The 25,458-nt window shown below is 43.0% G+C and carries 28 protein-coding genes; 25 read left to right on the forward strand and 3 right to left on the reverse strand.

Translation table 11 applies throughout. The annotated features are described in order from the left end of the window. Window positions 1-106: 106 nt before the first annotated feature. Both hrpB and NST25_RS13385 read left to right on the forward strand, forming a co-directional pair. Window positions 107-2,599: an ATP-dependent helicase HrpB gene (gene hrpB, locus NST25_RS13380; RefSeq protein WP_340394182.1), complete on the forward strand. Its 2,493-nt coding sequence runs from the start codon at window positions 107-109 to the stop codon at window positions 2,597-2,599. A 98-nt stretch (window positions 2,600-2,697) separates the two neighbouring features. Continuing rightward, a complete protein-coding gene (locus tag NST25_RS13385; RefSeq protein WP_076126136.1) occupies window positions 2,698-3,282 on the forward strand; it encodes a general stress protein in 585 nt (194 codons plus the stop codon). Window positions 3,283-4,112: 830 nt separating this feature from the next. Here the strand turns inward: NST25_RS13385 and NST25_RS13390 are convergent. After that, window positions 4,113-5,045 carry a LysR family transcriptional regulator gene (locus NST25_RS13390; RefSeq protein WP_340394183.1) on the reverse strand — a complete coding sequence of 311 codons (933 nt, stop codon included), beginning with the start codon at window positions 5,043-5,045 and terminating at the stop codon, window positions 4,113-4,115. A 71-nt stretch (window positions 5,046-5,116) separates the two neighbouring features. Here NST25_RS13390 and aroC point away from each other — a divergent pair, with 71 nt between their 5' ends. From aroC to NST25_RS13425, 7 genes are all read left to right on the forward strand, one after another. Next, window positions 5,117-6,172: a chorismate synthase gene (aroC, locus tag NST25_RS13395; protein ID WP_076126139.1), complete on the forward strand. Its 1,056-nt coding sequence runs from the start codon at window positions 5,117-5,119 to the stop codon at window positions 6,170-6,172. Between the two features lie 161 nt (window positions 6,173-6,333). Further along, the gene (locus NST25_RS13400) at window positions 6,334-7,191 is read left to right on the forward strand and encodes an NAD(P)-dependent oxidoreductase (RefSeq protein ID WP_076183766.1); all 858 of its coding nucleotides are present in this window, start codon (window positions 6,334-6,336) and stop codon (window positions 7,189-7,191) included. Window positions 7,192-7,224: 33 nt separating this feature from the next. Further along, window positions 7,225-7,419, forward strand: a complete 195-nt coding sequence (locus tag NST25_RS13405) for a hypothetical protein (RefSeq protein ID WP_076126143.1) — start codon at window positions 7,225-7,227, stop codon at window positions 7,417-7,419. A 278-nt stretch (window positions 7,420-7,697) separates the two neighbouring features. After that, complete coding sequence (locus tag NST25_RS13410; protein WP_139329842.1) at window positions 7,698-8,195, forward strand: hypothetical protein; 498 nt, start codon at window positions 7,698-7,700, stop codon at window positions 8,193-8,195. A 216-nt stretch (window positions 8,196-8,411) separates the two neighbouring features. Further along, complete coding sequence (locus tag NST25_RS13415; RefSeq protein ID WP_076275738.1) at window positions 8,412-8,621, forward strand: hypothetical protein; 210 nt, start codon at window positions 8,412-8,414, stop codon at window positions 8,619-8,621. Next, the gene (locus NST25_RS13420; protein WP_143766419.1) at window positions 8,602-9,036 is read left to right on the forward strand and encodes a hypothetical protein; all 435 of its coding nucleotides are present in this window, start codon (window positions 8,602-8,604) and stop codon (window positions 9,034-9,036) included. Before NST25_RS13415 ends, NST25_RS13420 begins: the two co-directional genes overlap by 20 nt. 122 nt (window positions 9,037-9,158) lie before the next feature. Further along, complete coding sequence (locus NST25_RS13425; protein ID WP_340394186.1) at window positions 9,159-10,097, forward strand: GNAT family N-acetyltransferase; 939 nt, start codon at window positions 9,159-9,161, stop codon at window positions 10,095-10,097. Window positions 10,098-10,132: 35 nt separating this feature from the next. Here NST25_RS13425 and NST25_RS13430 read toward each other — a convergent pair whose 3' ends face one another. Continuing rightward, complete coding sequence (locus NST25_RS13430; RefSeq protein ID WP_076183777.1) at window positions 10,133-11,023, reverse strand: GNAT family N-acetyltransferase; 891 nt, start codon at window positions 11,021-11,023, stop codon at window positions 10,133-10,135. 251 nt (window positions 11,024-11,274) lie between these two features. On the opposite strand from NST25_RS13430, the gene NST25_RS13435 reads away from it, so the two are divergent. The 12 genes from NST25_RS13435 (at window position 11,275) to NST25_RS13490 (ending at window position 21,186) form a co-directional block, all read left to right on the forward strand. Continuing rightward, complete coding sequence (locus NST25_RS13435; protein ID WP_248548169.1) at window positions 11,275-11,634, forward strand: GNAT family protein; 360 nt, start codon at window positions 11,275-11,277, stop codon at window positions 11,632-11,634. A 410-nt stretch (window positions 11,635-12,044) separates the two neighbouring features. After that, window positions 12,045-12,185: a hypothetical protein gene (locus tag NST25_RS13440; RefSeq protein WP_340394187.1), complete on the forward strand. Its 141-nt coding sequence runs from the start codon at window positions 12,045-12,047 to the stop codon at window positions 12,183-12,185. A gap of 943 nt (window positions 12,186-13,128) precedes the next feature. Continuing rightward, a complete protein-coding gene (locus tag NST25_RS13445) occupies window positions 13,129-13,488 on the forward strand; it encodes a helix-turn-helix transcriptional regulator (RefSeq protein ID WP_036686667.1) in 360 nt (119 codons plus the stop codon). 93 nt (window positions 13,489-13,581) lie between these two features. After that, on the forward strand, window positions 13,582-13,965 hold the full coding sequence (locus tag NST25_RS13450; RefSeq protein ID WP_036686669.1) for a DivIVA domain-containing protein: 384 nt from the start codon (window positions 13,582-13,584) through the stop codon (window positions 13,963-13,965). Window positions 13,966-14,178: 213 nt separating this feature from the next. Further along, a complete protein-coding gene (locus NST25_RS13455; protein WP_076126156.1) occupies window positions 14,179-15,051 on the forward strand; it encodes a PRD domain-containing protein in 873 nt (290 codons plus the stop codon). Between the two features lie 22 nt (window positions 15,052-15,073). Further along, the gene (locus NST25_RS13460) at window positions 15,074-15,580 is read left to right on the forward strand and encodes a PTS glucose transporter subunit IIA (protein ID WP_076126158.1); all 507 of its coding nucleotides are present in this window, start codon (window positions 15,074-15,076) and stop codon (window positions 15,578-15,580) included. 47 nt (window positions 15,581-15,627) lie between these two features. After that, a complete protein-coding gene (gene nagE, locus NST25_RS13465; protein WP_036686675.1) occupies window positions 15,628-17,082 on the forward strand; it encodes an N-acetylglucosamine-specific PTS transporter subunit IIBC in 1,455 nt (484 codons plus the stop codon). A gap of 143 nt (window positions 17,083-17,225) precedes the next feature. Beyond that, window positions 17,226-17,543, forward strand: a complete 318-nt coding sequence (locus NST25_RS13470; RefSeq protein WP_036686678.1) for a hypothetical protein — start codon at window positions 17,226-17,228, stop codon at window positions 17,541-17,543. Between the two features lie 119 nt (window positions 17,544-17,662). Beyond that, window positions 17,663-18,181 carry a sigma-70 family RNA polymerase sigma factor gene (locus NST25_RS13475; RefSeq protein ID WP_076301889.1) on the forward strand — a complete coding sequence of 173 codons (519 nt, stop codon included), beginning with the start codon at window positions 17,663-17,665 and terminating at the stop codon, window positions 18,179-18,181. Between the two features lie 46 nt (window positions 18,182-18,227). After that, a complete protein-coding gene (locus NST25_RS13480; protein ID WP_076301890.1) occupies window positions 18,228-19,313 on the forward strand; it encodes a DUF4179 domain-containing protein in 1,086 nt (361 codons plus the stop codon). Beyond that, on the forward strand, window positions 19,313-20,305 hold the full coding sequence (locus NST25_RS13485) for an ABC transporter ATP-binding protein (RefSeq protein WP_076126163.1): 993 nt from the start codon (window positions 19,313-19,315) through the stop codon (window positions 20,303-20,305). Before NST25_RS13480 ends, NST25_RS13485 begins: the two co-directional genes overlap by 1 nt. Further along, window positions 20,302-21,186 (forward strand): ABC transporter permease subunit, encoded by an 885-nt coding sequence (locus NST25_RS13490; RefSeq protein WP_076183784.1) that lies wholly within the window; start codon window positions 20,302-20,304, stop codon window positions 21,184-21,186. Before NST25_RS13485 ends, NST25_RS13490 begins: the two co-directional genes overlap by 4 nt. A gap of 77 nt (window positions 21,187-21,263) precedes the next feature. Here NST25_RS13490 and NST25_RS13495 read toward each other — a convergent pair whose 3' ends face one another. Continuing rightward, on the reverse strand, window positions 21,264-21,590 hold the full coding sequence (locus NST25_RS13495) for a winged helix-turn-helix transcriptional regulator (RefSeq protein ID WP_036686688.1): 327 nt from the start codon (window positions 21,588-21,590) through the stop codon (window positions 21,264-21,266). 194 nt (window positions 21,591-21,784) lie between these two features. On the opposite strand from NST25_RS13495, the gene NST25_RS13500 reads away from it, so the two are divergent. The 4 genes from NST25_RS13500 to NST25_RS13515 all read left to right on the forward strand — a co-directional run bounded on the left by NST25_RS13500 (window position 21,785) and on the right by NST25_RS13515 (window position 25,370). After that, on the forward strand, window positions 21,785-22,567 hold the full coding sequence (locus tag NST25_RS13500; protein ID WP_339190836.1) for a GTP cyclohydrolase II: 783 nt from the start codon (window positions 21,785-21,787) through the stop codon (window positions 22,565-22,567). 78 nt (window positions 22,568-22,645) lie between these two features. After that, window positions 22,646-23,701, forward strand: coding sequence for an ABC transporter ATP-binding protein (locus NST25_RS13505; RefSeq protein WP_076126169.1), 1,056 nt, complete (start codon window positions 22,646-22,648; stop codon window positions 23,699-23,701). A 127-nt stretch (window positions 23,702-23,828) separates the two neighbouring features. Next, complete coding sequence (locus NST25_RS13510; RefSeq protein ID WP_051491475.1) at window positions 23,829-24,578, forward strand: ABC-2 family transporter protein; 750 nt, start codon at window positions 23,829-23,831, stop codon at window positions 24,576-24,578. 6 nt (window positions 24,579-24,584) lie between these two features. Then, window positions 24,585-25,370 (forward strand): ABC-2 family transporter protein, encoded by a 786-nt coding sequence (locus NST25_RS13515; RefSeq protein ID WP_036686696.1) that lies wholly within the window; start codon window positions 24,585-24,587, stop codon window positions 25,368-25,370. Window positions 25,371-25,458: the final 88 nt, after the last annotated feature.

A 25,458-nucleotide genomic window follows, 5' to 3' on the forward strand; every position in this document is an offset into this window, starting at 1 on the left:
GGATGGTAAGTCTTGATCTTTAAGGTTTTTTCACACATGATGAAGATGATCTAAGATAACTTCAAGGAAAATTATAACATATGATTATAGACGATGGAGAGATAGAATGAAACAGCTTCCGATTATACAGGTGCTTCCTGACCTGAAAAACATACTTAACACTGCGCAGGCAGCAGTACTTATCGCTGAACCGGGTGCAGGCAAAACAACAGGAACGCCTCCGGCGTTTTTGGACGAGCCTTGGATGGCGGGTAAAAGCATTTTAATGTTAGAGCCTAGAAGGCTTGCTGCTAGATCTGCCGCCACTTACATGGCATCCTGCCTTGGAGAAAGTGTTGGACAGACGGTAGGTTATCGGATGCGGAATGACACTAAAGTAGGCAAAAATACGCGGATTGTTGTAGTCACTGAAGGAGTATTAACGAGAATGCTGCAAAGCGATCCTTCTTTGGGTGATGTGGGTTTAGTTATTTTTGATGAGTTCCATGAGCGCAGTCTTCATGCGGATTTGGGACTTGCCCTTACACTGGAAGCACAGGCTGTGCTGCGGGAGGATCTAAGGATTCTTATCATGTCAGCTACCTTGGACAGTGAGCGGGTGTCTGCTTTACTAGGCGATGCGCCCGTAGTAAATTGTCCGGGCAGAACCTATCCTGTAGAAACAATCTATGTGCCAACTACTGGGAATCTTCCACTGGAAAAAACTGCTGCAGCTGCTGTGAGACGTGCGCTTGCTGAACAACCCGGAGATATTCTCGTCTTTTTACCGGGGGAAAGAGAAATACGCAGAACTCAAAGTGAGTTGGAAAATGGAAGCTTGGCAGAGCAGACGGTAATTCGCCCTTTATATGGCCAGCTGCCACAAAATATCCAAGATGCAGCTGTGGCTGCATCGGTTCAAGGTGAACGAAAAGTAGTGCTCGCGACTTCTATCGCTGAGACAAGTCTAACGATTGAAGGCGTGCGAACGGTAATTGACACAGGGCAGCGCCGTACACAGGTATTCTCACCACGCACAGGAATGCCAAGTCTGACGACAGTCCCGGTATCGAAAGCCTCCGCGGATCAACGGCGGGGACGTGCTGGACGAACAGCCCCTGGTGTGTGCTACAGGCTGTGGAGTCAGGAGGAGCATAATCGACTTCCGGATGACAATGTGCCGGAGATTATGCAGACTGACCTTGCGCAGCTCGCTTTGGAGCTGGCGCTGTGGGGCGTGCGCGATCCTGCCGCGCTATCTTGGCTTGACGCGCCGCCCGCTGCGCCTTTTGCGCAGGGCACCGAGCTGCTGCACCAGCTCGGCGCGCTGGACGCCGGCGGCGCTATTACGCCGCACGGCCACAGCATGGCCGCGCTTGGCGCGCACCCGCGAGCCGCGCATATGCTGCTGCGCGCGGCAGAGCTTGGCGCAGCACCGCTCGCCTGTCGGCTGGCGGCGCTGCTGCAAGAGCGGGACCTTTTCAAGGGTCCCGCGGCCCTAGATTGCGACCTCACGCTCCGCGTTGAGGCGCTGCTCCGGTTCGAGCGCTCCGCTGATAGCGGCGGAGCGGACCCGGCGGCTCTGCGCGCTGTGCAGCGCGAGAGCCGCCATTTCCTGGCGCAGCTGCAAGCCGCGCCAGGCGAGAACGTGAACGACATCAGCCGCTGCGGGCTGCTTCTGTCGTTCGCCTATCCCGACCGGATCGGGCAGAAACGCGGCGATGGCGCGTTTCTGCTCTACTCCGGTCGGGGGGCGGCCATGCGGGAAGGACAACCGCTGGCCCGGTCATCATATATCGTAGCTGCTTCGATCGATGATCGCGCTACACAGGGCGCAATTATGCTGGCAGCTGAGATAGAAGAAGGACAACTGCTTTCCTATCATGCAGACCGCATCACCGAGGAAGCGGATGTGTATTGGGATAAAGAAAGTGGAAGTGTGAAGAAACGTCGTCGCACAATGCTCGGCGCGTTGGTCTTAAAAGAAACTTCACATGAAAGACCCTCCGCGGAAGAAATGGCAAATGTACTATTAAGTGTCATCGCTACAGATGGCATTGAAATCCTACCGTGGGAGAAGGGAACCATACAGCTTCGCGAACGTTTGATGTTTATGCATACCTTACGTTCAGATTGGCCGGATGTATCAGATGTTGCTTTAATTGCTACGTTGGATGAATGGCTTTTGCCATATCTGCAAGGTATGAGGAACCTCCGCGACCTTCAGCGTGTACCGTTAGCGCGAGCGCTTGAGGGGATGTTAGACTGGAATCAGCGGCAGATGCTGGAAAAGGAGGCACCTACATATATATCTGTTCCTAGTGGCTCGCGTGTGCCTGTAGATTATACTAATCCTGCTGCCCCGGTATTGGCAGTAAGATTGCAAGAGATGTTTGGACAGCTGGACACACCTCGAATTGGAGGGGGAAAAGTGCCAGTATTGCTGCATCTTTTGTCACCAGCTAGACGACCTGTGCAGGTAACCTCTGATCTAGCAAGTTTTTGGCGGGGGACCTATTTTGAGGTCAAAAAAGATCTGAAGGGACGGTACCCGAAGCACTATTGGCCAGATGACCCATTACAGGCTATTCCGACTAATCGTACACGTCCTGTAAAATAATTTATGGTTACATATGCTCTTGAAATTTTTCCTTAGATGTTTGGTCTCCCGTTTAAAGGGTAATTACTAGCGAAGACAATTACTAAGGAGGGCTTCAAGTGACTAAAAAAATCGTAGGTATTTTCGACACAGAACAAGAAGCAACCAGAGCAATTGAAGGACTTCACAATCAAGGATTTAATAATGATGAAATATCAGTAATCACACGTGATCGTGATGAGCTTAGAAACATCTCAGAGGATACAGGCACAAAAGCTCCAGAAGGAGTAGCAACAGGCGCTGCTACAGGTGGTGTAGTTGGCGGCGTTGCCGGACTATTAGCAGGGATCGGAGCATTGGCGATTCCGGGGATTGGACCGATTCTGGCGGCAGGGCCTATAGTTGCAACCCTTACAGGTGCAGCAGTTGGTGCAGGCGCAGGTGGATTAGTCGGCGGCTTGATCGGACTCGGTATTCCTGAGGATGAGGCTAAAGAGTACGAAGGTTATGTGGAAAGCGGCAAAATCCTTGTACTAGTCGATGATAATGGACGCGGCTATCAAGCACATGATGTGTTCCGCGGTAACCGTTCGCTGAATACTCAGCGTTACGAAGGCGTCTATAACGAAGACACTAGACTAGGAAATTCGATGGCTAACAGAGCGGATCGGACGGCTGAAGTCTACAACCGCGATAAAATATAACATTATAATAACCTGCTTTAAAAGCGGTAAAAGGTTACAAGGAGCGATTCTCCGATTTAATGGAGAATCGCTCCTTTTGTATTTTTAGTCCATCGCGCCTCCCGGAATCCCCCTTTGCTCATCCTCTTCTGAGGTGTACGGACCCAGATGACGCTATTGGCTAATTTTTGGTCTTTGCAGCAGGATTTCGGACTCCATGGACGCTATTCTATAGAATGAGGCTCATATTTGCTGTTATTTATGCCAATAGCTGCAATGGGGTCCGATAGGGCTCCAAATATTGAATAATATTGCGGTTAAGGTCCGCTGTGTCCTTTGCTACTACGTTCCTGCATCGTTTCGGAGTGTCCTTATGCTGCTACGCACGTGCTGTCCTTGTATTGCTACGTAAGCGCACCCGGTCACGTGTCCTTATGCTACAGAGTATTCGTATCGGATTGCAACTCTGAACGTGCCCCGTTACGCAGTGTCCTTAATACTACTACGCACGTGCTGTCTTTGTACTGCTATCTATGCGTACCCGATCACGGTGACCTTTGTTGGAGGTGCATCGTTCCGCTGTGTCTTAATGCTGTTACGTACATGCACCGTTCCCTAGAGTCCTTTTACTATTATCGTTCCACTGTGTCCTTGTATTGCTACGTAAGCGCACCCGGACTCTGTGTCCTTATCCTACTGAGCATAAGCCCCCGGTTTGCAGCTACGAAATCCCCCCGTTCCGCAGCGTCTTTATGGTTGGTAATCACATGCCCCGTTCCGCAGCGACCTTATGGTTGCTAAGCACATGCCCCGTTCCGCAGTGTCCTTATATGCTGTTACCTTGCACGATCTTAATCAAGGATACGAAGCATGCGGATGAAAGAATCAGCTGCCACGGATAACCTCATATCGCGATGGATTGCGAAGCCTATATTCCGGGGGGGAGGGGGATCATCTAATTGCAACTCGAAAAGTTCTCCTTTTTGAATCTCCTCAATTACAAAAGAACGGCTAATAAAGGCTACCCCGTAACCAAGTCTTGCGAATTCAGAGAGTAAATCGATGCTGCCCAGCTCTATATCTGGTTTAACGGACAACCGCTTACCAGCAAACCAATGATCAACAAACAGTCTGGTGCTGCTTTCTGGGGATAATAAAATAAAAGGTAACTCTGCAAGTTCTTTTGCCGTAAGCGAACGGTTTGCCAGTTCCTGAAAGGCTCGTCCCACTACAAAACAATCCTCAAGGGTGGCAAGCGTCTGAATACTTAATTGTGGATCGTCAATAGGCATATGGACGAGCGCACAGTCTATTTCGCCTTCTTTCAAACGTTTGGTGATCTCATGCGTTTTTCCGTGTGATAGCCGAATTCGTATGCCGGGATATTGTTTGTGGAATGCGTTCAATTGCGGCAGCAAAAGATTTTTTATAAGGGAATCACTTGCTCCAATCCGAACTTCTCCCTCGTTTAATTGCTTTAGATCATGAAGATGCTTTTGTGCAGAATCCAGCATGACTAAAGAGGGCTCAACATATTCCAATAACGCCCGTCCTTCCTCGGTTAGCTCTACACCTTTAGATAAACGATGAAATAATTTGAGGCCTAAAGAATCCTCCATTTGTTTAATGGCATAACTTACGGATGGCTGTGTAATATGCAATTCATTTGCAGCCTTTGTTAGATTTTTGTAACGAGCCGTATATAAAAAAATACGATACCATTCAAGGTTAAAGAATTTGATATAGATCACCTCTATGACAGTCTGTTGAAAATGTGATTTCATTAATTGCAACAATCTTATTATAATTTGGATATATAAATAATAAAAGAGTCGGCAATGGAGGTTTGAATATTATGGCAGGTAACACATTTGGAGAAGTATTTAAGATTACTACCTTTGGAGAGTCACATGGTGCAGCGGTTGGGGTCATAGTGGATGGAGTTACACCTAATGTTGAAATTGATGAAGCATATATTCAGAAACAGATGGATAGAAGGAAACCAGGCCAGTCCTCTGTAACTTCACCGCGTAAGGAATATGATGTGGTGCAAATACAATCAGGAATATTCGAAGGTAAAACAACCGGAACTCCACTCTTTGTAGTTCTGTACAACAAAGATATGAAACCGGAGGCCTATAACGATATTCAGCATTCATTTAGACCCGGCCATGCGGATTATACTTTTTTGCAGAAATACGGAATTCGCGATCATAGAGGCAGTGGGCGGGCATCTGGCAGGGAAACAGCGGCAAGAGTAGCTGGCGGAGCGATCGCTCGGAAACTGCTCGAAAGAAGAGGGGTTGAGGTACTAGCCTACACGCAAGAGGTCGGAGGGATTAAGTGTCAAACCTTTGATGAAGATGTTATTGAACAAAATGCAGTCCGCGCCTGTGATGCTAAGGCTGGAGCTGAAATGATTAAAAAAATTGAACACTTAGCTTCGATTGGAGACAGCTGCGGAGGTATCGTGGAGTGTCGGATTAGAGGGGTTATTCCGGGTCTTGGAGAACCCGTATTTGATAAATTGGATGCAGAGTTAGCTAAAGCGATGTTATCTATTGGTGCTGTAAAAGGAATAGAGTTTGGAGCTGGATTCGAAGCGGCCTCTATGCTTGGAAGTGAACATAATGACGCGATGAATAAGGATGGATTTCTTAGTAACCATTCCGGTGGAATTATAGGCGGAATCAGCACAGGAGAAGAGATTATTTTTCGAATAAGTGTAAAGCCTACATCCTCGATTTCTGTTACTCAACAGACCATAAACACGAATGGTGAAGAAGTTGAGATTAAAACGGAGGGCAGACATGATCCATGTATCTGTCCGAGAATCGTCCCGGTTGTTGAAGCAATGGCTTGCTTAGTATTGGAAGATCTTTATAAAAGACAAGCTGCTATTTTTGGATGAAACACTTTATAAAATGAAACAAATCAAAGACTGCACCTCTTAGCAATAGACTGTGAGGTGCAGTCTTTTTTGCATATGTGGTATCATATGGATAATCATTCAAATTATGCTTTGTCTCTAGTTATGCCATAAGATACAGTACAGCGAAAAGGAGGGAATAGATGAGAATCTTTGTTGCAGGTGCTGCTGGTGTGATTGGACGGTCATTGCTTCCTAAGTTACTACAAGCGGGGCATGAGGTTATCGGTCTGACCCATAAAGAAGAAAACAAAACAATCCTTGAGAGCTTAGGGGCACAAGCGGTAATCGCGGATGTGTATGAGCGTGAGTCTATATTTGCGGCTATTCAAGCAGCCCAACCTGAAGTGGTAATTCATCAGCTGACTTCATTAAGTCAGCGGAATTTTGCAGATAATTCAAAGATAAGAATAGAAGGAACACGAAATATTGTCGATGCTTCACTGACAAGCGGGGTTAAACAGATTATTGCCCAAAGTATCTCTTGGGCTTATGAAGCTGGTGAGGGACCTGCCACGGAGAATACTCCATTAGATACTAATGCTTCTGAATCCCGGATGAGAACCATTGAGGGTATCCGCTCACTTGAAAAGGCAGTTGCAGAAATTCCTAATCATGTGATTTTGCGGTACGGAATGTTGTACGGCCAAGGGACTTGGTATGATGCTGCGGGATTAATGACAGAAGAAATTCGACAAGGGAGACTGACTGCAACAGAAGCGGTTACGTCATTCCTTCATGTGGAGGATGCAGCTAACGCGGCGGCGCTTGCTCTGAACTGGCCTTCTGGTCCAGTTAATATTGTGGACAATGAACCTGCGCGAGGAATAGATTGGGTGCCTGTTTTTTCTGAAATCTTGGGAGCTCCTAGACCTCCTTTGCATATGGGCAGAGAAGGCTGGGAACGGGGAGCGTCCAATACAAAAGCTCGAATGGATTACGGATGGAGTCCATCATACCCGTCATGGAGGTCAGGTTTTGCTCAGAGCTTGAAAGGTTAGAGATGAATCCAAACATGTAGAAGGAGAGATGACATGAGTAAATTAAAGAATTTTTCTTTAGTAGTCGTGAATTTAATTGCTGATCTATGGTTTGGAATCGTTCGAAAACCAGAGTTTTATGATAAACACACCGTTACTAGAACAAAGAAAGGGTATGTCCTGTTTGTATCTATGGCAGGCATTATCGCAGTGGGTTCAGCTTTTTGGTTATGCTCAAGAATATATTAGAAAAAAGGCTGCCAATTGGCGGTCTTTTTTTTTGATATTGGATGTCAGAAAGCTAGAATGTTATGTTATTACTTAATAGATGGTTAAAACAGGCTCTTTATTATGTTCAGCGCATAAGATTAATGTCTAAACTCATGGATGAAAATCGTGCCAAAGTGACGCTTATTGCCGCCTCAGCTGGGTTTGGAAAAACGACACTTGCGGCCGAATGGGCTCGTACTCATTCCGATGAGGTTGCATAGCTTGCAGATAACCATCTTGTACGATTCTGGTTAAATTTGCATGCTGCAATTGAGAGAATCTTTCGCCCCTTTTTAAATCGCTTGGATTTGTTTATCCAGTCTGTTCGTGACGGTTCAGTAGAAACTGCGATTCCTCTTTTATTAAACGATCTGCATTCTCTTCCAGGCTCTATTACACTTATAATGGATGATTATCATGCGATTACGAATCAATCGATTCATGAAAGTATGGGCTTTTTCATCGGACATCTTCCGGCTAATGTGAAGCTTGTAATATTGAGTAGAACCCTCCCGCCACTCGCCTTATCCCGCCTAAGAGCACAACAGGAACTTCTAGAATTAAGTAACGATGATCTGAGGTTTACATTTGACGAAAAAGATGAGCTGCAATCCCAATCCTTGAGCGAGCATCTTACACAAGAAGAGTTATTTTTGTTCGAGCAAAAAACAGATGGATGGGTAGCGGGTTTGATTCTTGCCTTCCGCTCTTTTTCAGGAAGGGCTGGTCTTGGAAGCTATCCAGCATGCTTTTGAGGCAGAGGATTATACGTTTTCTGCATCATGTATGGATAGGCCTTTCAATTCAATTATCAAAGATGGCGATGAATCTTCATTGCTAGATTTATTAGATAAGTTGCCGATCAAAAATAGATTGTGCACCCTGATTTGTTTTATTTTCAAGCGGGTTCGATGGCTGTCGCTGGACGATCAGATGATGCCAAACGCTTCTTACAAAAGGTTGAACTTTTCATGGAAGAGGAATTTATTATTCCGGAAAAAGAGCAAGCCGTAATTCAAATGCGGTTGGATCTGTATCGTGCTTCGGTTGCATTTTATCAGGGGGACGTGGATACGTTCGTTGAGCTATTGGACCAAAACAGGGAAGGCATAGAGAAATTTGCATCTATAGTAAACGTTACAAGGACATGGTTTTGTATTTTTGGCGGATCTTTTCTATGAACGGAATCATCTTAAAGATGCAAATGTCCAACTGGACAAAGCGCTTGTTATGTGTAATTCCACGAGGCATGTGAGCGTGTGGGTGCCAGGGGTTATTTTGCAAGCTAAAATGTTAAAAGCAATGGGTCATGTGGAAGATGCAGCGGAGGTTTTGCAGACAGCTATTGCGGAACTTAAGCAATATCATTCTCCTGGCAGGGAAAGATTGCTGGAAGCTGCATATATTCGAATTCAGTTCTCGCAAGGACCGTTAAGTAGCGGTGATGAATGGCTAACGAAAAGGCATATTAGTGCAAATGATAAACCTAATGTTGCCCGGGAATACGAACAAATCACACTCGCGCGTATGCTGATGGTCCGTCAAGCTTATCAAAAGTTAGAGGTTAAAAACCAGGTAAAGCCGTTTCTAAGATAAAAGAAAAGCATTTGCTTTAAATCGGCAAAAGACTAATATAACAGTTTATTACCAAACATTTACTTTAAGAAGTGATACTATGGAATACAGAAGGTTATAGGACTAGTGAGGAGGAAATGTAAATGCAATTAATGGCATGGTCTGATTACGAGATTTCATATGACTTAAATAATGATTTTTCTATTCGTAAGGCAGAGTCGGAAGAATGGGGACTGTATTGTTCCATTTATTATAATATGCAATATAATGGTTTTTTTAAAGAAGAAAGGTTCAATTCTGCCCAAAGAAACGCTTTTTGGATCTATAAAGGCGAGTCTAAAATAGGTGGAGTAAGGATGTCGCCTAACCGGATATATCATTTATTTGTTATTCCACCGTTTAACGATACATTTGTGGTGCTGAAGCTATTAAAAAAGCTTTTGATTTATTGGTCGGATAGAACAAAACCTATAAAAACCTTCGAGGTTCTGCCAGACCAGGTTCAATTATTTGCGCGGGCAGGGTTTTGGCCTGATGAGTTCAGATGCCGTTGGATGCACCGTCCTACAGATTATTTTGAGGTCGAATGGAACAAAGAGTTAAGGATTGAAAGTCCTCAGATCGAAGATAATGGAATGGGCGCTAAACGTTTTATTCTTGAAGAGCAGATCGCCGAATGTAACTATGCGAGCTTCGATGGAAGTCTTGAGGCAACAAGGAGAAAAAAATTCGCTTATGAAGATTTTATCCCAAGTGAAGAACCTAATTACACAAATGAAGAATTACTGACAGCGTCAACGCTTGTGTATGATAAGAAATCAGGACAGCTAATTGCGAATTGTCTTTTGGGTTTACAAGATGATTACGCAGCAGTTTACAGTATTGGTGTAATACCTGCTTACAGAGGAAAAGGGATTGCTACACTGATGTTGAAAAGAGGACTTAATCTCCTGAAAGATAAGTATCCGATCCTAAGATTATATGTCATGGAAGGTAATGATGCGGAGTCTGTTTATTTAAATCTAGGATTTGTCCCTGGAGTACAAGAGATACAGAGTATGTATATTCCTATGCACGACTAAGAAAGGCTGCCAGATGGCAGCCTTTTTTTTGTTAACTAGGCATGAGAGGTAATAGGAAACATGAAATGTTGAGGGAGTTCTTTTAATAACGGACGTATAAATAAGGTATCTTCACTCTGGGAAATTAATTCTGCCTTAACTTGATCGATTGGATAATCTGGTGTGAAATAAAAATGTATAACTTCAGTATCCGGAGAAATAATGCTTTTCAATACTGTGTTGATATCAAAACTTGTTGTACTAATAATATCAAAAATATGAAGCTGATGATCCTCATGTTTAAAGATCACAATAACGTCAGCCTCTTCAATATAATAAAAGGAATCGTGAAAAGGAAGAATAAAATAAAACAGCAGCTGATGTTCATTATTTATCACACTTAGCGCAGAGGATACCGGTGTTCTTTTGACTGCAAAATTTTTGATCATGCTAAAATCAACGGGGTTACCTATAGATAAAGGCCGCACAGAGTAGGTTGTAGTTGGCTGATTGCTAAGATGAGCAACGTTAAGTGAAAAGCTGCTTTCTTGCATGCGTTCAAACCCGAATTTAGGATAAAAATCCAAAGCGCGCTCATTAGCAAATAAGTAGAGGAAGTCGTATTCATGTTCGTACTTAGCGATAATGTGGTCTATTAATTTTCGGGATAAACCTTGCATACGATAATCAGGATGTGTCATCACCGTCCCAATTTGGATGGCGTTGTATTCTTTTTTGTTGATGAGAATAGTCATTTTATTAATAGATGCATTCGCAATGACGTGATCTTCATCGATAAAGGAATAACAAATATATTTGTCATTCCAGCCCCCTTGTTCATACCAAGGTTTAAAATCAATACCAAAGATTGATTGGGCTAAAGAATTGAAGCTAAGCTTATATTTATCGATGTGTTTATAATCGCTAATCAATTGATATTCATTCATAGAATATACCTCTATTTCAGATGATTTTGGGATTCGCATTTTATGAATATATAATACTATGCTTTTTAACCGTAAAGTTGATTTTAAAAATACTATACCAATATAATCCTGTAGATGTGTTATCATAATCTCTAAATTATTGACTCGGAGGTATAAGATGAGAGAGATAGATTACAGTCATTATTTTTGGCAGGATGAGAAAATAAGACTAAGATCTGTTCACATTTGCAGAATTCTCATCACAGCGACTGATGTTTACGATCGAAAATCTGAATGGTGAATATGTGGGTGGAGTAAATCTTAATAGCATAGACGAGAAAAATGGTACGTTCAGTATAGGCGTGCAAGTGGATAGAGACCATCGAGGTAAGGGGTATGGGACAAGAGCTATCAACATCCTGTTGAAGTGTGCTTTTTTGGAGCTTAGACTCAACAAGTTTAACGAATGTACGCTCGAAGGTAACGAACCCTCAGCAGCTATGCTTAGAAAAGTGGGTTGTGTTCAAGAAGGCGTGCGCCGTAAAGTTATTTATACAAATGGACAGTATTTAGACTTGCTGTTGTTTGGATTGACGAAGAATGAATTTGTGGAGAAAAACGCTATGAAATAGTGCTTAGGAGAGGTTACTTGGAAAGCGGAGTGGCGCAGGGATTATAGCTGAGAAGGACGTTTAGAAAATGAACTTGGCAAAGTGGAACTTATTAGTTACCTAAAAAGCGATTCTTCAATAACTGGAGGATCGCTTTTTTGCGTTTTGCTGTTCGAATTGATGTTCTATTGAAGCTTGCGGACCCAGAAGACGTTATTTGCATATTTTTCGCTTTTTCAGAGTAGTATCGGACTCTAGTGCAGCTATTCCTCAAGAATCGCTCTATTTATGTTACTTTTTATGCCAATAGCCTCCATGGAGTCCGATAGCACACCAAAAGTGGGGAAAAGCAGCGAATAGAGTCAACTGGGTCCGATAGCAACTCGAACGAGCAAACTTGAACAAACTAAACAAAGAATGGGAGGAGGATCATGCAGAAGCATGTGGATTCAGATGTAGTTTGTATCGTGCTGAAGTATATTGATCCAGATGGAGTTTGGTTTGCGCAGAAGTATGTGGGCTTAGATAGAGTTTATTTCGTGCAGAAACTTGTGGATCCAGATAGAGTTTAGTTCACGCAGAAACTTTCGGACCCAGAAGACGCTATTTGCAAATATTAAGCTTTTTCAGAGTAGTATCGGACTCCAGTGCAGCTATTCCCCAAGAATAGCTGTATATATGTTACTTTTTATGCCAATAGCGTCCATGGGGTCCGATAGCACACCAAAAGTGGGGAAAAGCAGCGAATAGAGTCAACTGGGTCCGATAGCAACTCGAACGAGCAAACTTGAACAAACTAAACAAAGAATGGGAGGGGGAGCGTGCTGAAGCCTGTGGATTCAGATAGAGTTTATTTCGTGCAGAAACTTGTGGATCCAGATAGAGTTTAGTTCACGCAGAAACTTTCGGACCCAGAAGACGCTATTTGCAAATATTTAGCTATTTGAGAGTAGTATCGGACACCAGTGCAGCTATTCCCCAAGAATCGCTGTATATATGTTACTTTTTATGCCAATAGCGCCCATGAGGTCCGATAGCACACCAAAAGTGGGAAAAAGCAGCGAATAGGGTCAACTGGGTCCGATAGTAGCTCGAACAAGCAACTGATCAAACTAAACTGATCAATCCAAACGGATCAAACCAAACAAACCAAACGAATCAAATTAAACAAAGAATGGGAGGGTGTGCCGAAGCATGCGGGTTCAGATGGAGTTTGTATCGTGCCGAAGCTGTGGATCTAATTCTTCGAGGATCATTCTACGAAATCAACGATTTACAACCGTTTATTCCGTGATTTCATCATATGAAAAATTCACAATAGAAAACCACAAAAAACTAAACTCTCCCTACTCACATCCATATAAATCATCCTGTATCCCACCAAATCTCTATAAACAACGTAATAAGTGAACCCTCTACCAAATTTCAGGTTGTGAAAGTTGGAAAATAGTGCTTATACTAGAGTAATAGAAGGAAAGATTAGCCAACAACATTTACAACATGAGGAGGGTTTATATGGCGTTTATGATTGCTCAACGAGCGTTTATCAAAGTGTATCTTATAACAATGGTAGAACAACACCGCGGTTACGGATATCAAATGCTGGAGGATTTACGTCGGGATTTCAAAGCCCATGGTTATTCCCCTCCACAGAGTGAAATCTATCGCGCCCTGCATGAGCTGGTGCAGCAAGGGATTTTATATCGTACCAAGCAGCTGAAAGGCAATGACCCTAAAGTGGATTTTCAAGAAATCGTACTTTACCATTTCACCTCAGATGGTGAAGAAAAAGCAAAATTATATAAAAAGCAGGTAAAGACGGATCTTGACCGCTGCTTAGGCATTTTGAATAAAGCTGTTGTGGACAACTATTAGAACTGCAACTATAGTAATATTTTCAGGATGCTCTCACCCTGTTATAATGGTTACTGCCGGATGATTGCAGTATATACTTGGAGGTAGCAAAAGATGGATGAACATATGAAACGCCGGTTAGACAAACAGCGGAAGCTGTTCAGTCAACTTGGCATCACATTAGACGCTCTAACCATACATGAAAAAGAATTCAGCATGAAGCTGCGTGGCTACGATGCGGAGGAAGTAGATACATTTCTGGACAGCGTAATCAAAGATTACGAACGTTTCTATGCGACGATAGCTGATCTGATGGATAAATGGCAAGAGCAGCAGCTGGAAATGCGGGAATTAAAGGCAGAAACAAAAACAGAGGTTATCCAGGTTCCTGTTTCCCGAGGCATTGATCCAAAAGAATTGGAAGAGGTTATTCTGAGGCTTGAAACTAACGTCCGCCAGCTTAAAGATAAGCTTCCTCGCGTGGAAGAGTTTTTATAAGGCGCTGTTTGGGATAATGGGAGCTCCGCTTGACATTTCTAAATTTACCATTGACGAGTTAGCAGTTCATGAATTATGATATGTTCATAAATGATCATTTATATTTTAGTGGCGTGTTACCGTTAAGGGCATGAGCCAAGAATTGTCTTTATTTCCATTAGACAATTCTTGGCTTTTTTTGTTCCAATTTGACGATAATTAGGGAGAGGAGTGATGAGCTTGTCGCGAGAGATCGAGCAATTTCAAGTACAGCGTGTAATTGGGAATAACGTTGTAATGGTTCAGGGAAGCAAAAACGGGAAGGAATATGTCATCATTGGCAAAGGTATTGGATTTGCAGTGAAGGGTTCTGGTGTGATCGAAGGAAATGATGCTCGGATTGAAAAATTGTTTCGTCTAGAAGATCGCGAAGCCTGGAGCCAATATCAAGTTTTGCTGGAAGATATAGATCCTAAGGTAATGAAAATAACTGATGAGATAATTGCAGATATCCAAAGTCAATTTCCTGACAAGTTAAACGACAAGATTTATCTGGCACTCCCGAGCCACATACAGTTCACCATCTACCGTCTGCGCAACGGGATGGATATTATTAATCCGTTTTTGCAAGAAACCAAAATGTCATTTCCGAAGGAATTTGAGATCGCTTACAAGGCATCGGAGAAAATCAATGCTGAATTTCAAGTGCAAATCCCCGAAGATGAGATTGGATTTCTTACTTATCATGTGTATTCAGCCGTCAATAATGTATCGGTTGGTCAGTTAGTCAAGGCCTCTAATATTGTCAATGAGCTTCTAGACATGATTCAGCAAGAACGAAAGATAACTTTTGAGCACGGCAGTATGAATCATATCCGATTAATGATCCACTTGCGTTTTTCGCTGGAACGTATTTTAAAAGGATCACTAATAGATAATCCCTTTGTGAAACATATTAAGAAAGAATACAAAGAGGAATACAAGCTGGCTAAAAAGCTCGGTAAAGTAATGCAAAGATCGCTTGAGGTCGAAATTCCGGAAGAAGAACTATGTTTTCTAGCCATGCATTTGCACCGGTTATTTCAGACCTTAGTGAAATCAAATTAACATCTTAAGAGGAGTGGAGCATATGTTTTCCAAATGGAAATCAAAAAAAGAAGAGAAACATACTGAACATACCATCGAAATCATGGCACCAATCAGCGGGGAGTCAGTTCCACTAGCACAGGTTCCGGATGAAACCTTTGCTGGCGGTCATATGGGTAACGGAATTGCAATAAAACCATCTGAAGGAATTTTGAAAGCGCCTTTTGACGGTAGGGTTGCTCATATCGTGAAATCGAGTCATGCAGTCATTCTGGAACATTCCTCCGGTATGCAATTGCTATTACATATCGGAATCGATACTGTCAGCCTCAAGGGCAACGGTTTTGTCAGTCATATAACCTCTGGAGATCAAGTAAAAGCAGGTCAAACCCTAATCGAATTTGATCTGGACGTAATTCGCGCGGCAGGTTGTGACACAATTTCGCCTGTAATCGTGACCAGTACAGAGGAGAATCCACCTCAAGTAAGCGGACATTATGGTCAGGTTACAGCAGGACAGGATCTGATTCTTACCGTGGCTTCAAAGTAAATGGTTTATAGAGCACTACTACTATTGAACCGAAAGGATGATTTTAAATGTTGGCTTTTCTACAAAAACTAGGTAAGTCGTTAATGCTTCCTGTTGCAACCATGCCGGCGGCAGCTATTCTTCAAGGGTTTGGTTTGCTTAACTACGAAAAAGATATTCCGCTAGGAGCGACCATTGGTGGATTTCTGAATCAATACTTTGCTCCATTTCTAAACGCCGGAGCGAATGCGATCTTCGGTAACCTAGCCTTAATCTTCGCGGTAGGGGTTGCCATTGGATTTGCCGGTGACGCCGTAGCAGCTTTGTCAGCAGTAATTTCTTACATGGTACTGACTAAGATTCTGCTTATCGTACCGCTTCAATTCTCTTTCATCAATGATGATGTTGTATTGAACATGGGTGTGCTTGGTGGTATTTTTGCCGGTGCTTGGGCAGCGTTCTTATACAAGAGATATCACAATATAAAAATGCCTGATTGGCTCGGATTTTTTGCAGGTAAACGTTTTGTCCCAATCATTACGGCAGCTTCTATGATGGTTCTTGCTGTATTTGTGGGTATGATCTGGAGTCCGATACAAGATGTTATTAGTGACTTCGGGAACTGGGTTGTGTCACTGGGGGCTGTTGGAGCATTCATCTTCGGTACAGCTAACCGCTTGCTGATTCCGTTCGGTCTTCACCACGTGCTTAATACGATTGCTTGGTTCCAAATTGGTGATTTTACGAATGCAGCTGGTGAACTGGTGCATGGTGACTTGTACCGCTTCTTCGCTGGAGATAAAACTGCTGGGATGTTTATGACTGGATTCTTCCCAATTATGATGTTTGCGCTTCCAGGGGCAGCACTTGCATTTATTCATACAGCTAAACCGGAAAAACGTAAAATGGTTGCTTCCATCTTCATCGGTTCTGCCATTGCTTCTTTCTTAACAGGGATCACTGAACCACTTGAGTTCTCCTTTATGTTCGTAGCACCACTCTTGTACGGAGTTCATGCTTTATTAACAGGATTCTCCATGGCCTTGATGTACATTTTAGATGTTAAGCTTGGTTTTGGTTTCTCCGCAGGTTTGATCGATTATCTTGTAAACCTGAAACTGTCTACTAATGCATGGATACTTATTCCTGTGGGTCTTGGATTCTTCGTCTTGTATTATGTACTATTCCGCTTTATTATCTCATTGTTCAAGCTAAAAACACCTGGACGTGAAGATGATGATGAAGAAAGTCTGTTAGCACCACCTGGAGGTAATGGAACGCCTTCATCGTCTTCTAAAGCTGCTCAAATTCTTGAGAACATCGGCGGTCCATCGAACATCCGCAATATCGATGCATGTATCACACGCCTTCGTCTGATTGTTAATGACGAAAAAGCCGTTAAAGATTCCGCATTGAAACAGCTCGGAGCTTCCGGTGTTATGAGACTGGGTCAAGGGGCTGTGCAGATCGTATTTGGTCCAAAATCAGAGCAAATTAAAGATGATATTCAAAAGCTTTTATAACTAAATTGATCATGTTGAAATCATTAAACAGGGCTGGTTCTCATACCAGTCCTGTTTTTTTGCTGTGTCCAGAGATAAAGGGTTGCTTTATAGATAATGCCTAGTATAATACTTGGTATAAGTAAGCAAAGGAGTCGGTACACATGTCAGTCGATGATTATTTGGATCTTTTAAATTACGCCAAGGCGATTAAAGATGGGCAGTGGCAGGCTGACATCATTGAGCGCTTAAAGAATCTTAGTGCAGCAGCGGAAAGTCCTCAGATACAAGAAGAAAGTGTAATAGAACTTTGGTCAAGGTTTGATGCCATTAACATAATGATCATGAAGCTGTTTGAGAAGTTACGGGAGAATGAACATTCAGAGCAACAGTTTCAGTGGAAAGAGCAGCTCTGGGAGCTTAGGCTGGAACGGAGTATTTTATCTAAAAAGATTCTTAATCGTTACATTCGAATTAGGTAAACACTAGAAGACAGTTTCCTTATTAATTTAGGGGCTGTCTTTTTTTACGTAATCTTGATACAAAAATACATTGATAGTCGTCTTACTTATAGCTGCAGCTGATAAGGAGGATTTACAAGATGGAAATTCCGGAATCTGAAATTTTTAAAGCAATATTCTATGAACATTATCCTATTGTCAGACGTAAGCTGACCGCTTTGGTTCGTGATGAGTCGGCAGCAGATGATTTGGCACAAGAAGTTTTTCTGAGATTGTATCGTAACCCCCCAGATGATCCAGCAGCGCTGGGTGCCTGGCTTCATAGAGTCCTTACTCGTATTGGATATGATTATCTGGACAAAAAAGCAAGGGAACGGCGGCTGCAAAATAAACAAGAACAGTTATACGAAGTGAGGGAATCACCTCCTTCAGGAGAGGAAGTCTTAATCAGTAAGCTGGATCAGGAGGATGTTCATGAATGGTTGAACGAGCTGCCTGACAGGGATAGACAAGCGCTTCTGCTTAGATACTCTGGTTACAGTTATGCGGAAATAGCAGGCGAGCTTGGTCTAAGACCTCCCGTAGTAGGGACATTACTGCACCGTGCGACCCAGAGGTTAAGACAAAATGCAGCAAAATCACTGTCTCAGACGGAATAATAAAACGAGATAAGCGAAGCTCCAAATTATTTAGGAGGGATTACTAATGACTAAACAACCGCTAAATCAAGATCATAATAAACAACATACAGATGAAGCCTGGGCCAAATTGCAAAACAAGTTAGCGTCTGAGCCTGCAAGTCCCAAATGGTCTGTGTGGAGTCAGCAGTTGTCTGTGGATGTTATGAAAGATGATGACAAAACAGATCCACATATAGACCAGCCTCAATCTACGGATGACAATCCAACAGCTAATCGCCCATCCAAGCGTCCTCGCATGAATCGTCGGCGCAAATGGGGAGTAGCAGTGGCAGGTGCCGCGATCTTTGCGGTTATACTTGGAACTCCAGTAGGAAATACGGCTATGGCATCGCTGCTGAATCAATTTCGGATGGAAGAAGTTACAGTTGTGAATGAAAATGATATCCGGGATATTTTTTATCAGGTAAATGAAAGTCAATCCATGAATGAAGCTATGAACAAATTTGGTGTGTTTACAAGTTCCTTTGGTTCAAATAAAGGGATTATTCCGCTAAATCAGGTGGAAGAGACTCTAGGTTTTACACTTCCAAGCGGAACTTTGCTCGAGAATGTGAAGAGCGCATATATAACCAATTCACAAGAAATAACCTTGAAGCTTAATATTGAAGCAGTTAATAAAGCAATGAAAAGATTGGGTGCAAAACAGCTTCTTCCAGAAGCCATAGATGGGAAAGAAATTAAATTAGATCTTTCGGAGATCGTGAATTATGATCTTTCGATTAATAATGATAAATGGGCTAATCTTACACAGACGAAGACTCCTTTAATTACGGTAGATCCAACTATAAAGGTTGATGAAGCTTTGGAAGCTATAATCGATTTTCCATTGCTGCCAGATTATCTGAAATCCAGCTTAAAGCAGAGCCGCATTTTATCGGGTGAAATTCCTCTGCCACTGGTAAAAGGCTTGAATACCGATCAAATAAAGATTAAAGATACTACGGTTCTACTGAATCAGAATGAATATAGTCAAGGGATTGTGTACTCGGCTGTTTGGGTACAGAACGGACAACTGTTTGATTTCAACGGAGGAAGCGTGTATACAGATAAAGCTGTATTCTTAGAGAAGCTAGGGGAGTTGATTGAATAATGACGGCTGCTGCAATAGAAGCGAAGTCTTTGACCAAAGAATATGATAACGGACGTGGTTGCCGTGATGTAACGATTACTGTTGGGAAAGGGGAAGCCTTTGGCTTCCTCGGCCCTAATGGTGCGGGGAAAAGTACCTTTGTCAAAATGTTGGTAGGTCTCATTCGTCCATCGAATGGTAGTGCTACTCTATTTGGTCATAAGATCGGTTCACTTGAAGCCAAGTCCCAAATCGGATATTTACCGGAATTATATCGCTATCAAGAATGGCTTACGGGGGAAGAAGTAGTAAGACTGCATGCCAAGCTGTGCCGTGTAGATCGATCTGTAGCCGACAAAAGAATTCCAGAGCTTCTAGCGGAAGTTGGAATTGGAAACCGTGGACGGGATCGCGTGAAACATTATTCCAAAGGGATGCAGCAGAGATTAGGGCTTGCTTGCGCTCTTGTAAACAATCCGGCCATCGTTTTTCTGGATGAGCCCTCATCGGCGCTAGACCCGATTGGACGTCAGGAAGTTCGGAATATTTTGCAGAGGCTAAAAGAGAAGGGAGTTACAATATTTCTTAACTCTCATCTACTGGAGGATGTTGAACTCATCTGCGACCGTATGGCACTGCTGAATAACGGAGTTATACTGCGGCATGGGAAAGTATCTGAGATCTTAAATAAGCGAACAAGCTGGCATTTTAAAGTGGGCGGTTTTACGCCTATTTTGTTGTCTTGGTTACAGGATAGTACTGAACTTCAGATCAAAGTTTCAGCGGATATCGGAGCTCAATCTGAAAAAGGAGCTTCATTCCCAGCTACATTGGAGAGTAGCACAGTTTGGCTGGAAGCGGAATTGGAGAATGAGGAGCAAGTAGGCTGGCTGAACACGTTAATTATTGAACAGGGCATGACCTTATATGAAGTCTCACGGAAGCGAGAACGTCTGGAAGACTGGTTTATGAGTGCTGTATCCGGCCTAAGTCACAGAGGTGAACACGAATGAGAATAATCATAGGAATGACCTGGAAGGAATTGCTGCGTAAACGAGTAATGGTATTAACATTGCTTATGACCATTGTCTTTCTTATAGGATTTTGGTTTGTGGCAAATACGATCGGACAAAGCGGAATACCGAACAGAACAGATATTAGCAGTGGCGAGCATCTCTTAGCTAATTTTACAAATGGTGCTTTTATATTATCACTTGGATTCTTTTTTGGCGCGTTTGTACTCGCCTTTTTGGCGATCTTCAGTTCCTTCTCAGCTATTGCAGGTGAAGCGGAACAAGGGGTTATGCAGGCTTTACTGCCAAGACCGCTGCCGCGGTGGAAATGGTACACAGGTCGCTGGCTTGGATATGTGACGCTTGGGATCGGTTATGCCCTGATTTTATTTATTTCTATTTTATGGATTACTGAGATCCATGCCACCGTTCCTAGAGATGCCGTAGTCCTATTGAAATCATTTTTGTTATTCTCCTCTGTAGTGCCTTTGCTAATTACGATTTCTATGCTGGGTTCTGGATTCTTCTCAGCAGTGGGGAATGGTGTCTTTATGACAATGTTATATGGAGCTGGCTGGTTAGGTGGGATGATTGATAAGATCGGAGGATCGCTGAGATTAGAACCCGATGTCCTTGACACATTAAATAATCTGTCAGGAATGATGGCACTGCTTATGCCAGTGGATGGTTTACAGCGGAAAATGACCGCCGTCCTGTTCAGCGCTAATGAAATGAGTGGAATGATGGGATTGTTCGGCAGCATGAATGGATTGCTGGATTTTAATACGGTTCCGTCAAATATGTTTATTTTTTATGCGATAGGATATACCCTGTTAGCTTTTGTTATAGGTCTACTTCGCTTCGAGCGAAAAGACTTATAAAGGGGATGTTAATCCAAAAAGAGCCCTCTTGTCTCATGATCGGGACAATTAGGGCTCTTTGTGTTGTGTAGCGGGAATCATTTCTTAATACCAAGCTCAATCCATTCGGTAGACCAGTTTCCAATTTCACCAAGTATAGGAGCAAGCGCTGTGCCTTTTGGAGTCAGAGAGTACTCAATACGTACTGGCATTTCAGGATATACAGTTCGCTCTATAATACCTTCGGTTTCCATTTCCTTCAATCGGTCAGATAACACCTTGCCACTGAGATTGGACAGACAGCTCTCAATTTCACCAAAACGGCGTGGCCCTGGCATAAGCACGAAAACAATAAGCGCGACCCAACGTTTACTTAGCAAGTCTACCGCTTTTTCAAAGCGAGGACACATGTTGAAATCATTCATAATATCACCTCGACATTCATTATATCATAAACTTACATAAAGTAATTATAAATATTTAAAGATATATTATAACTTGACGAAGTTATATTACAATGATAAACTTACTTACAAATAGTTACTTATAATTTAACTAATATTTTATCCTTATGCTTAGCTCTATCTAAGCATTGATGAACAATGAGGAAGGTGTAATTATGATTAAACCAGAAATCACTTCTATTTTACAGAATAAAATCACGCGAATTCCTTTAGCAAATTCCACAAATATATTGGTTGGACCCATTACGTTACCGGTGAATTTAGACGGCGAGACCGTTATTTTTAAATGGTACAACTGGCTGAATACAACGGATGCAGAGCTTCTTCAAGAGGATAGCAGTAAAGCAACGGCAGCTTTAATTTCACGTTTGCCATCCATGAACTTAGCAGAAGGACAACAATCCAGTGTGTTGGTATATGGCGATTTCGAAGGGTCTGAGGATGCATTGATCCGGATGCATAGCATCTGCCATACTGGCGATATTTTTGGCAGTAAACGTTGCGATTGCGGATTCCAGCTGCATCAATCCATGAAAATGATTGTTGAGCATGGCTCTGGGGCATTATTTTATCTCGCGAATCATGAAGGAAGAGGCATTGGCCTGTTCAGCAAATCTTTAGCGTATCTTTTACAGGAAGAAGGATACGATACAGTTGAGGCTAATTTAGAGTTGGGATTTGCTGATGATTCAAGAAACTACGAAGAGGCAATCAGTGTTCTGCAAACTTTACGTCACAAACCAGTGACGCTGATTACGAATAATCCGAAGAAATTGGATGCGCTCAAGGCTGCAGGGATGAATGCCGTGAAAAGAGTAGCGTTATGGGGAGATGTATCTTCTTTTAACGAGAAATATTTGCGGACTAAAGTCGCTCGCTCAGGGCATTTAGAAGCTGTGAAGGACACCCATTCGCTAAATGAAAGACTGGCTAAGTAAAGATTGAAGTAGTGCTTTTGCGCTTCTTCTATTATAATGGGGTACTGGGAACCAACTCTAAGCTTAGTGAGGTACAATATGACTGCTATTCAAGTACAAGACTTACGCAAAACATTCAAAGTACAAAAAAACCGCGAGGGTCTCAAAGGGGCCTTCGCTGATTTGTTTAAAAGGGAATATACGGAAGTGACTGCGGTGAAGGACATTTCCTTTTCCATTCCTGAAGGTGAGATCTGTGGATATATCGGCGAGAACGGTGCTGGGAAATCGACCACGATCAAAATGCTCACAGGTATTCTCGTGCCGACTTCCGGAAACCTGACAGTAGGTGGGTATGTTCCGTATTTGGAGCGCGAGAAATTCGTGAAAAATATCGGTGTGGTATTCGGGCAACGAAGTCAGCTATGGTGGGACATTGGCGTGATTGAGTCGTTCCAGCTCCTGCGCAAGGTTTACCGGGTGTCTGAACAAGATTTCAAGAAACGGCTGGATGAATTGGTCGAACGACTGCAACTGCAAGAACTGCTGAATCGTCCGGTTCGTAAGCTTAGTCTAGGTCAGCGGATGCGTTGTGAATTAGTGGCAGCATTGCTTCACAATCCGTCGATTGTATTTCTGGATGAACCGACCATTGGTTTAGATATTGTGGTGAAGTCAGAGATCCGTGAATTCCTAAAAGATATGAACCGCGAGCATGGGACAACCATACTGCTGACTACACATGACCTGCAAGATATTGAGGCGCTTTGCTCCCGAGTGATAATGCTTGATGATGGCCGTATCATTTATGACGGAGGACTGGAAGACCTGAAGCAGCGTTGGGGAACCGGACGTGAGGTTCAATTTCAATTTGGAAATGCTACGAAACGTCAGCAACTTGAGTTATGGACTGAGGGATTGCCTGTTACTTGGTCTGCGGAGAACGATTTAGGGGCGTCTGTCTGGATACCGCTAGAGCTAAATGTATCGGATGTATTAGGCAGAGTAGTGGGAAAAGCAGACATTACTGATATCAAAATCATAGAGACCAATACGGACGATATTGTTCGCAGTATTTATCAATCTGGGTCTGCAGACAAGCCTGATGAAATGGCTGCCGCTCTGAAGGATGAAAGAGAGGCTTTACATGTCTGATAAGCTTAATCCTGCAACAGCTATGTCTTCCTCCTCAGGAAGTTCATCTTCTGGCGGTCCTCAGGAGAATAGCCGTAAATTACTATTCGGGGCTTACTTAGATTTTATACGCATCCGTTTTCTTACCATGCTTGCTTATCGGATTAACTACTACTCAGGTATTCTTATCTATTCACTGAATATTGGGGTTAACTATTTCACTTGGATGGCCATTTATGGCAATGGGGATTCATTGGGTGGCTTTACTGCAACGCAAATGACATCATATGTTGCTGTGTCGTGGATGGCTAGAGCCTTTTATTTTAATAACCTAGACCGCGAGATCTCTACGGATATCCGTGATGGAAGTATCGCTATCCAGTTTATAAGGCCCTATAACTATGTCTTAGTCAAAATGATGCAAGGTCTTGGAGAGGGAATGTTCCGCTTCCTTTTATTTATGATTCCCGGCATGGCGATAGCGATGCTGCTGTTCCCGGTTCAATTGCCAACAGCGCCATCTGCTTGGGCAGGGTTCCTGGTGATGCTCTTTTTCAGCTTTTTAATTAATTCACAGATCAATATCATCACAGGGCTCTCGGCATTTTTCGTGGAAAATAATGAAGGCATGATGCGAATGAAGCGGGTGATTGTAGACTTATTCTCCGGCTTAATCGTACCGATCAGTCTGTTTCCTAACTGGTTATCTTCCGTACTTGAGGTGCTGCCGTTTCAGGCGATTACCTACTTGCCAGGTTCAGTGTTTACGGGACGTGTGCAAGGGGTTGGAATATGGAATGTATTAGGGATACAAATTATTTGGTTCCTAGTATTGCTGATTCCAATTGTCTGGTTATATCATGCGGCGCGGCAGCGTCTCTTCGTGCAGGGAGGTTGAGGAAACATGTATTACCTGGGATTATTAATTGAATATATCAAAAACTATATGAAGAGCCGGCTCACCTATCGCGCTGACTTTTGGGTAGAGGTCATTTCAGACTTACTTTTTCAAGCTACCAACTTTATCTTTATTCTCGTAATTTTTATGCACACAGATAGCCTGGGCGGCTGGAATCAGAATGAAGTAGTGTTCGTTTATGGATTCTTTATGGTGCCATTTGGGGTGTTTAGTTGTTTTGTGAATCTATGGGGATTTAGTGAACGTTACATCGTTAAAGGTGAGATGGACCGTATTTTGACACGCCCAGCTCATAATTTGTTCCAGATCTTTTTGGAAAATGTTGATCCACCAGCACTTATGGGCTCATTCATAGGTATTATTATTATGGCCATCAGTGGCAGCAATCTGGGTCTTCCTTTTGAATGGTGGACGATACCGGCTCTGATCATTCTAACGTTAAGTGCGGTCGCCATCTATACGGGGATTTACACAACGTTGACTTCATTGTCTTTCTATTCGGATGCTCCTACTGGCATTCTTCCGTTAATGTACAACATTCAGACTTATGGCCGGTACCCGGTAACGATTTACAATCGTGCTATACAGGTATTGCTTACTTGGATCATTCCATTTGCATTCGTCGGAGTGTATCCAGCCGCGCTTTTTCTACAGCGGGAGGAGATGACCAGCCTTGCTCTGATGACACCTGTAGTAGGCGCTATATTCCTGGGGATTGGTTTGTTAGCCTGGAGTTATGGCGTACGAAGATATAAAGGTGCGGGGTCTTAAGTTAAGCTAGTGTTTTGTTAAGTTGGAAAGGCTACCTTCGGGTAGTCTTTTTTTCACCCGGAATTCATGAATATGCTAAAATCATTTA

Source organism: Paenibacillus sp. FSL E2-0190, from assembly GCF_037992965.1.
GTDB classification, from domain to species: domain Bacteria; phylum Bacillota; class Bacilli; order Paenibacillales; family Paenibacillaceae; genus Paenibacillus_AQ; species Paenibacillus_AQ odorifer.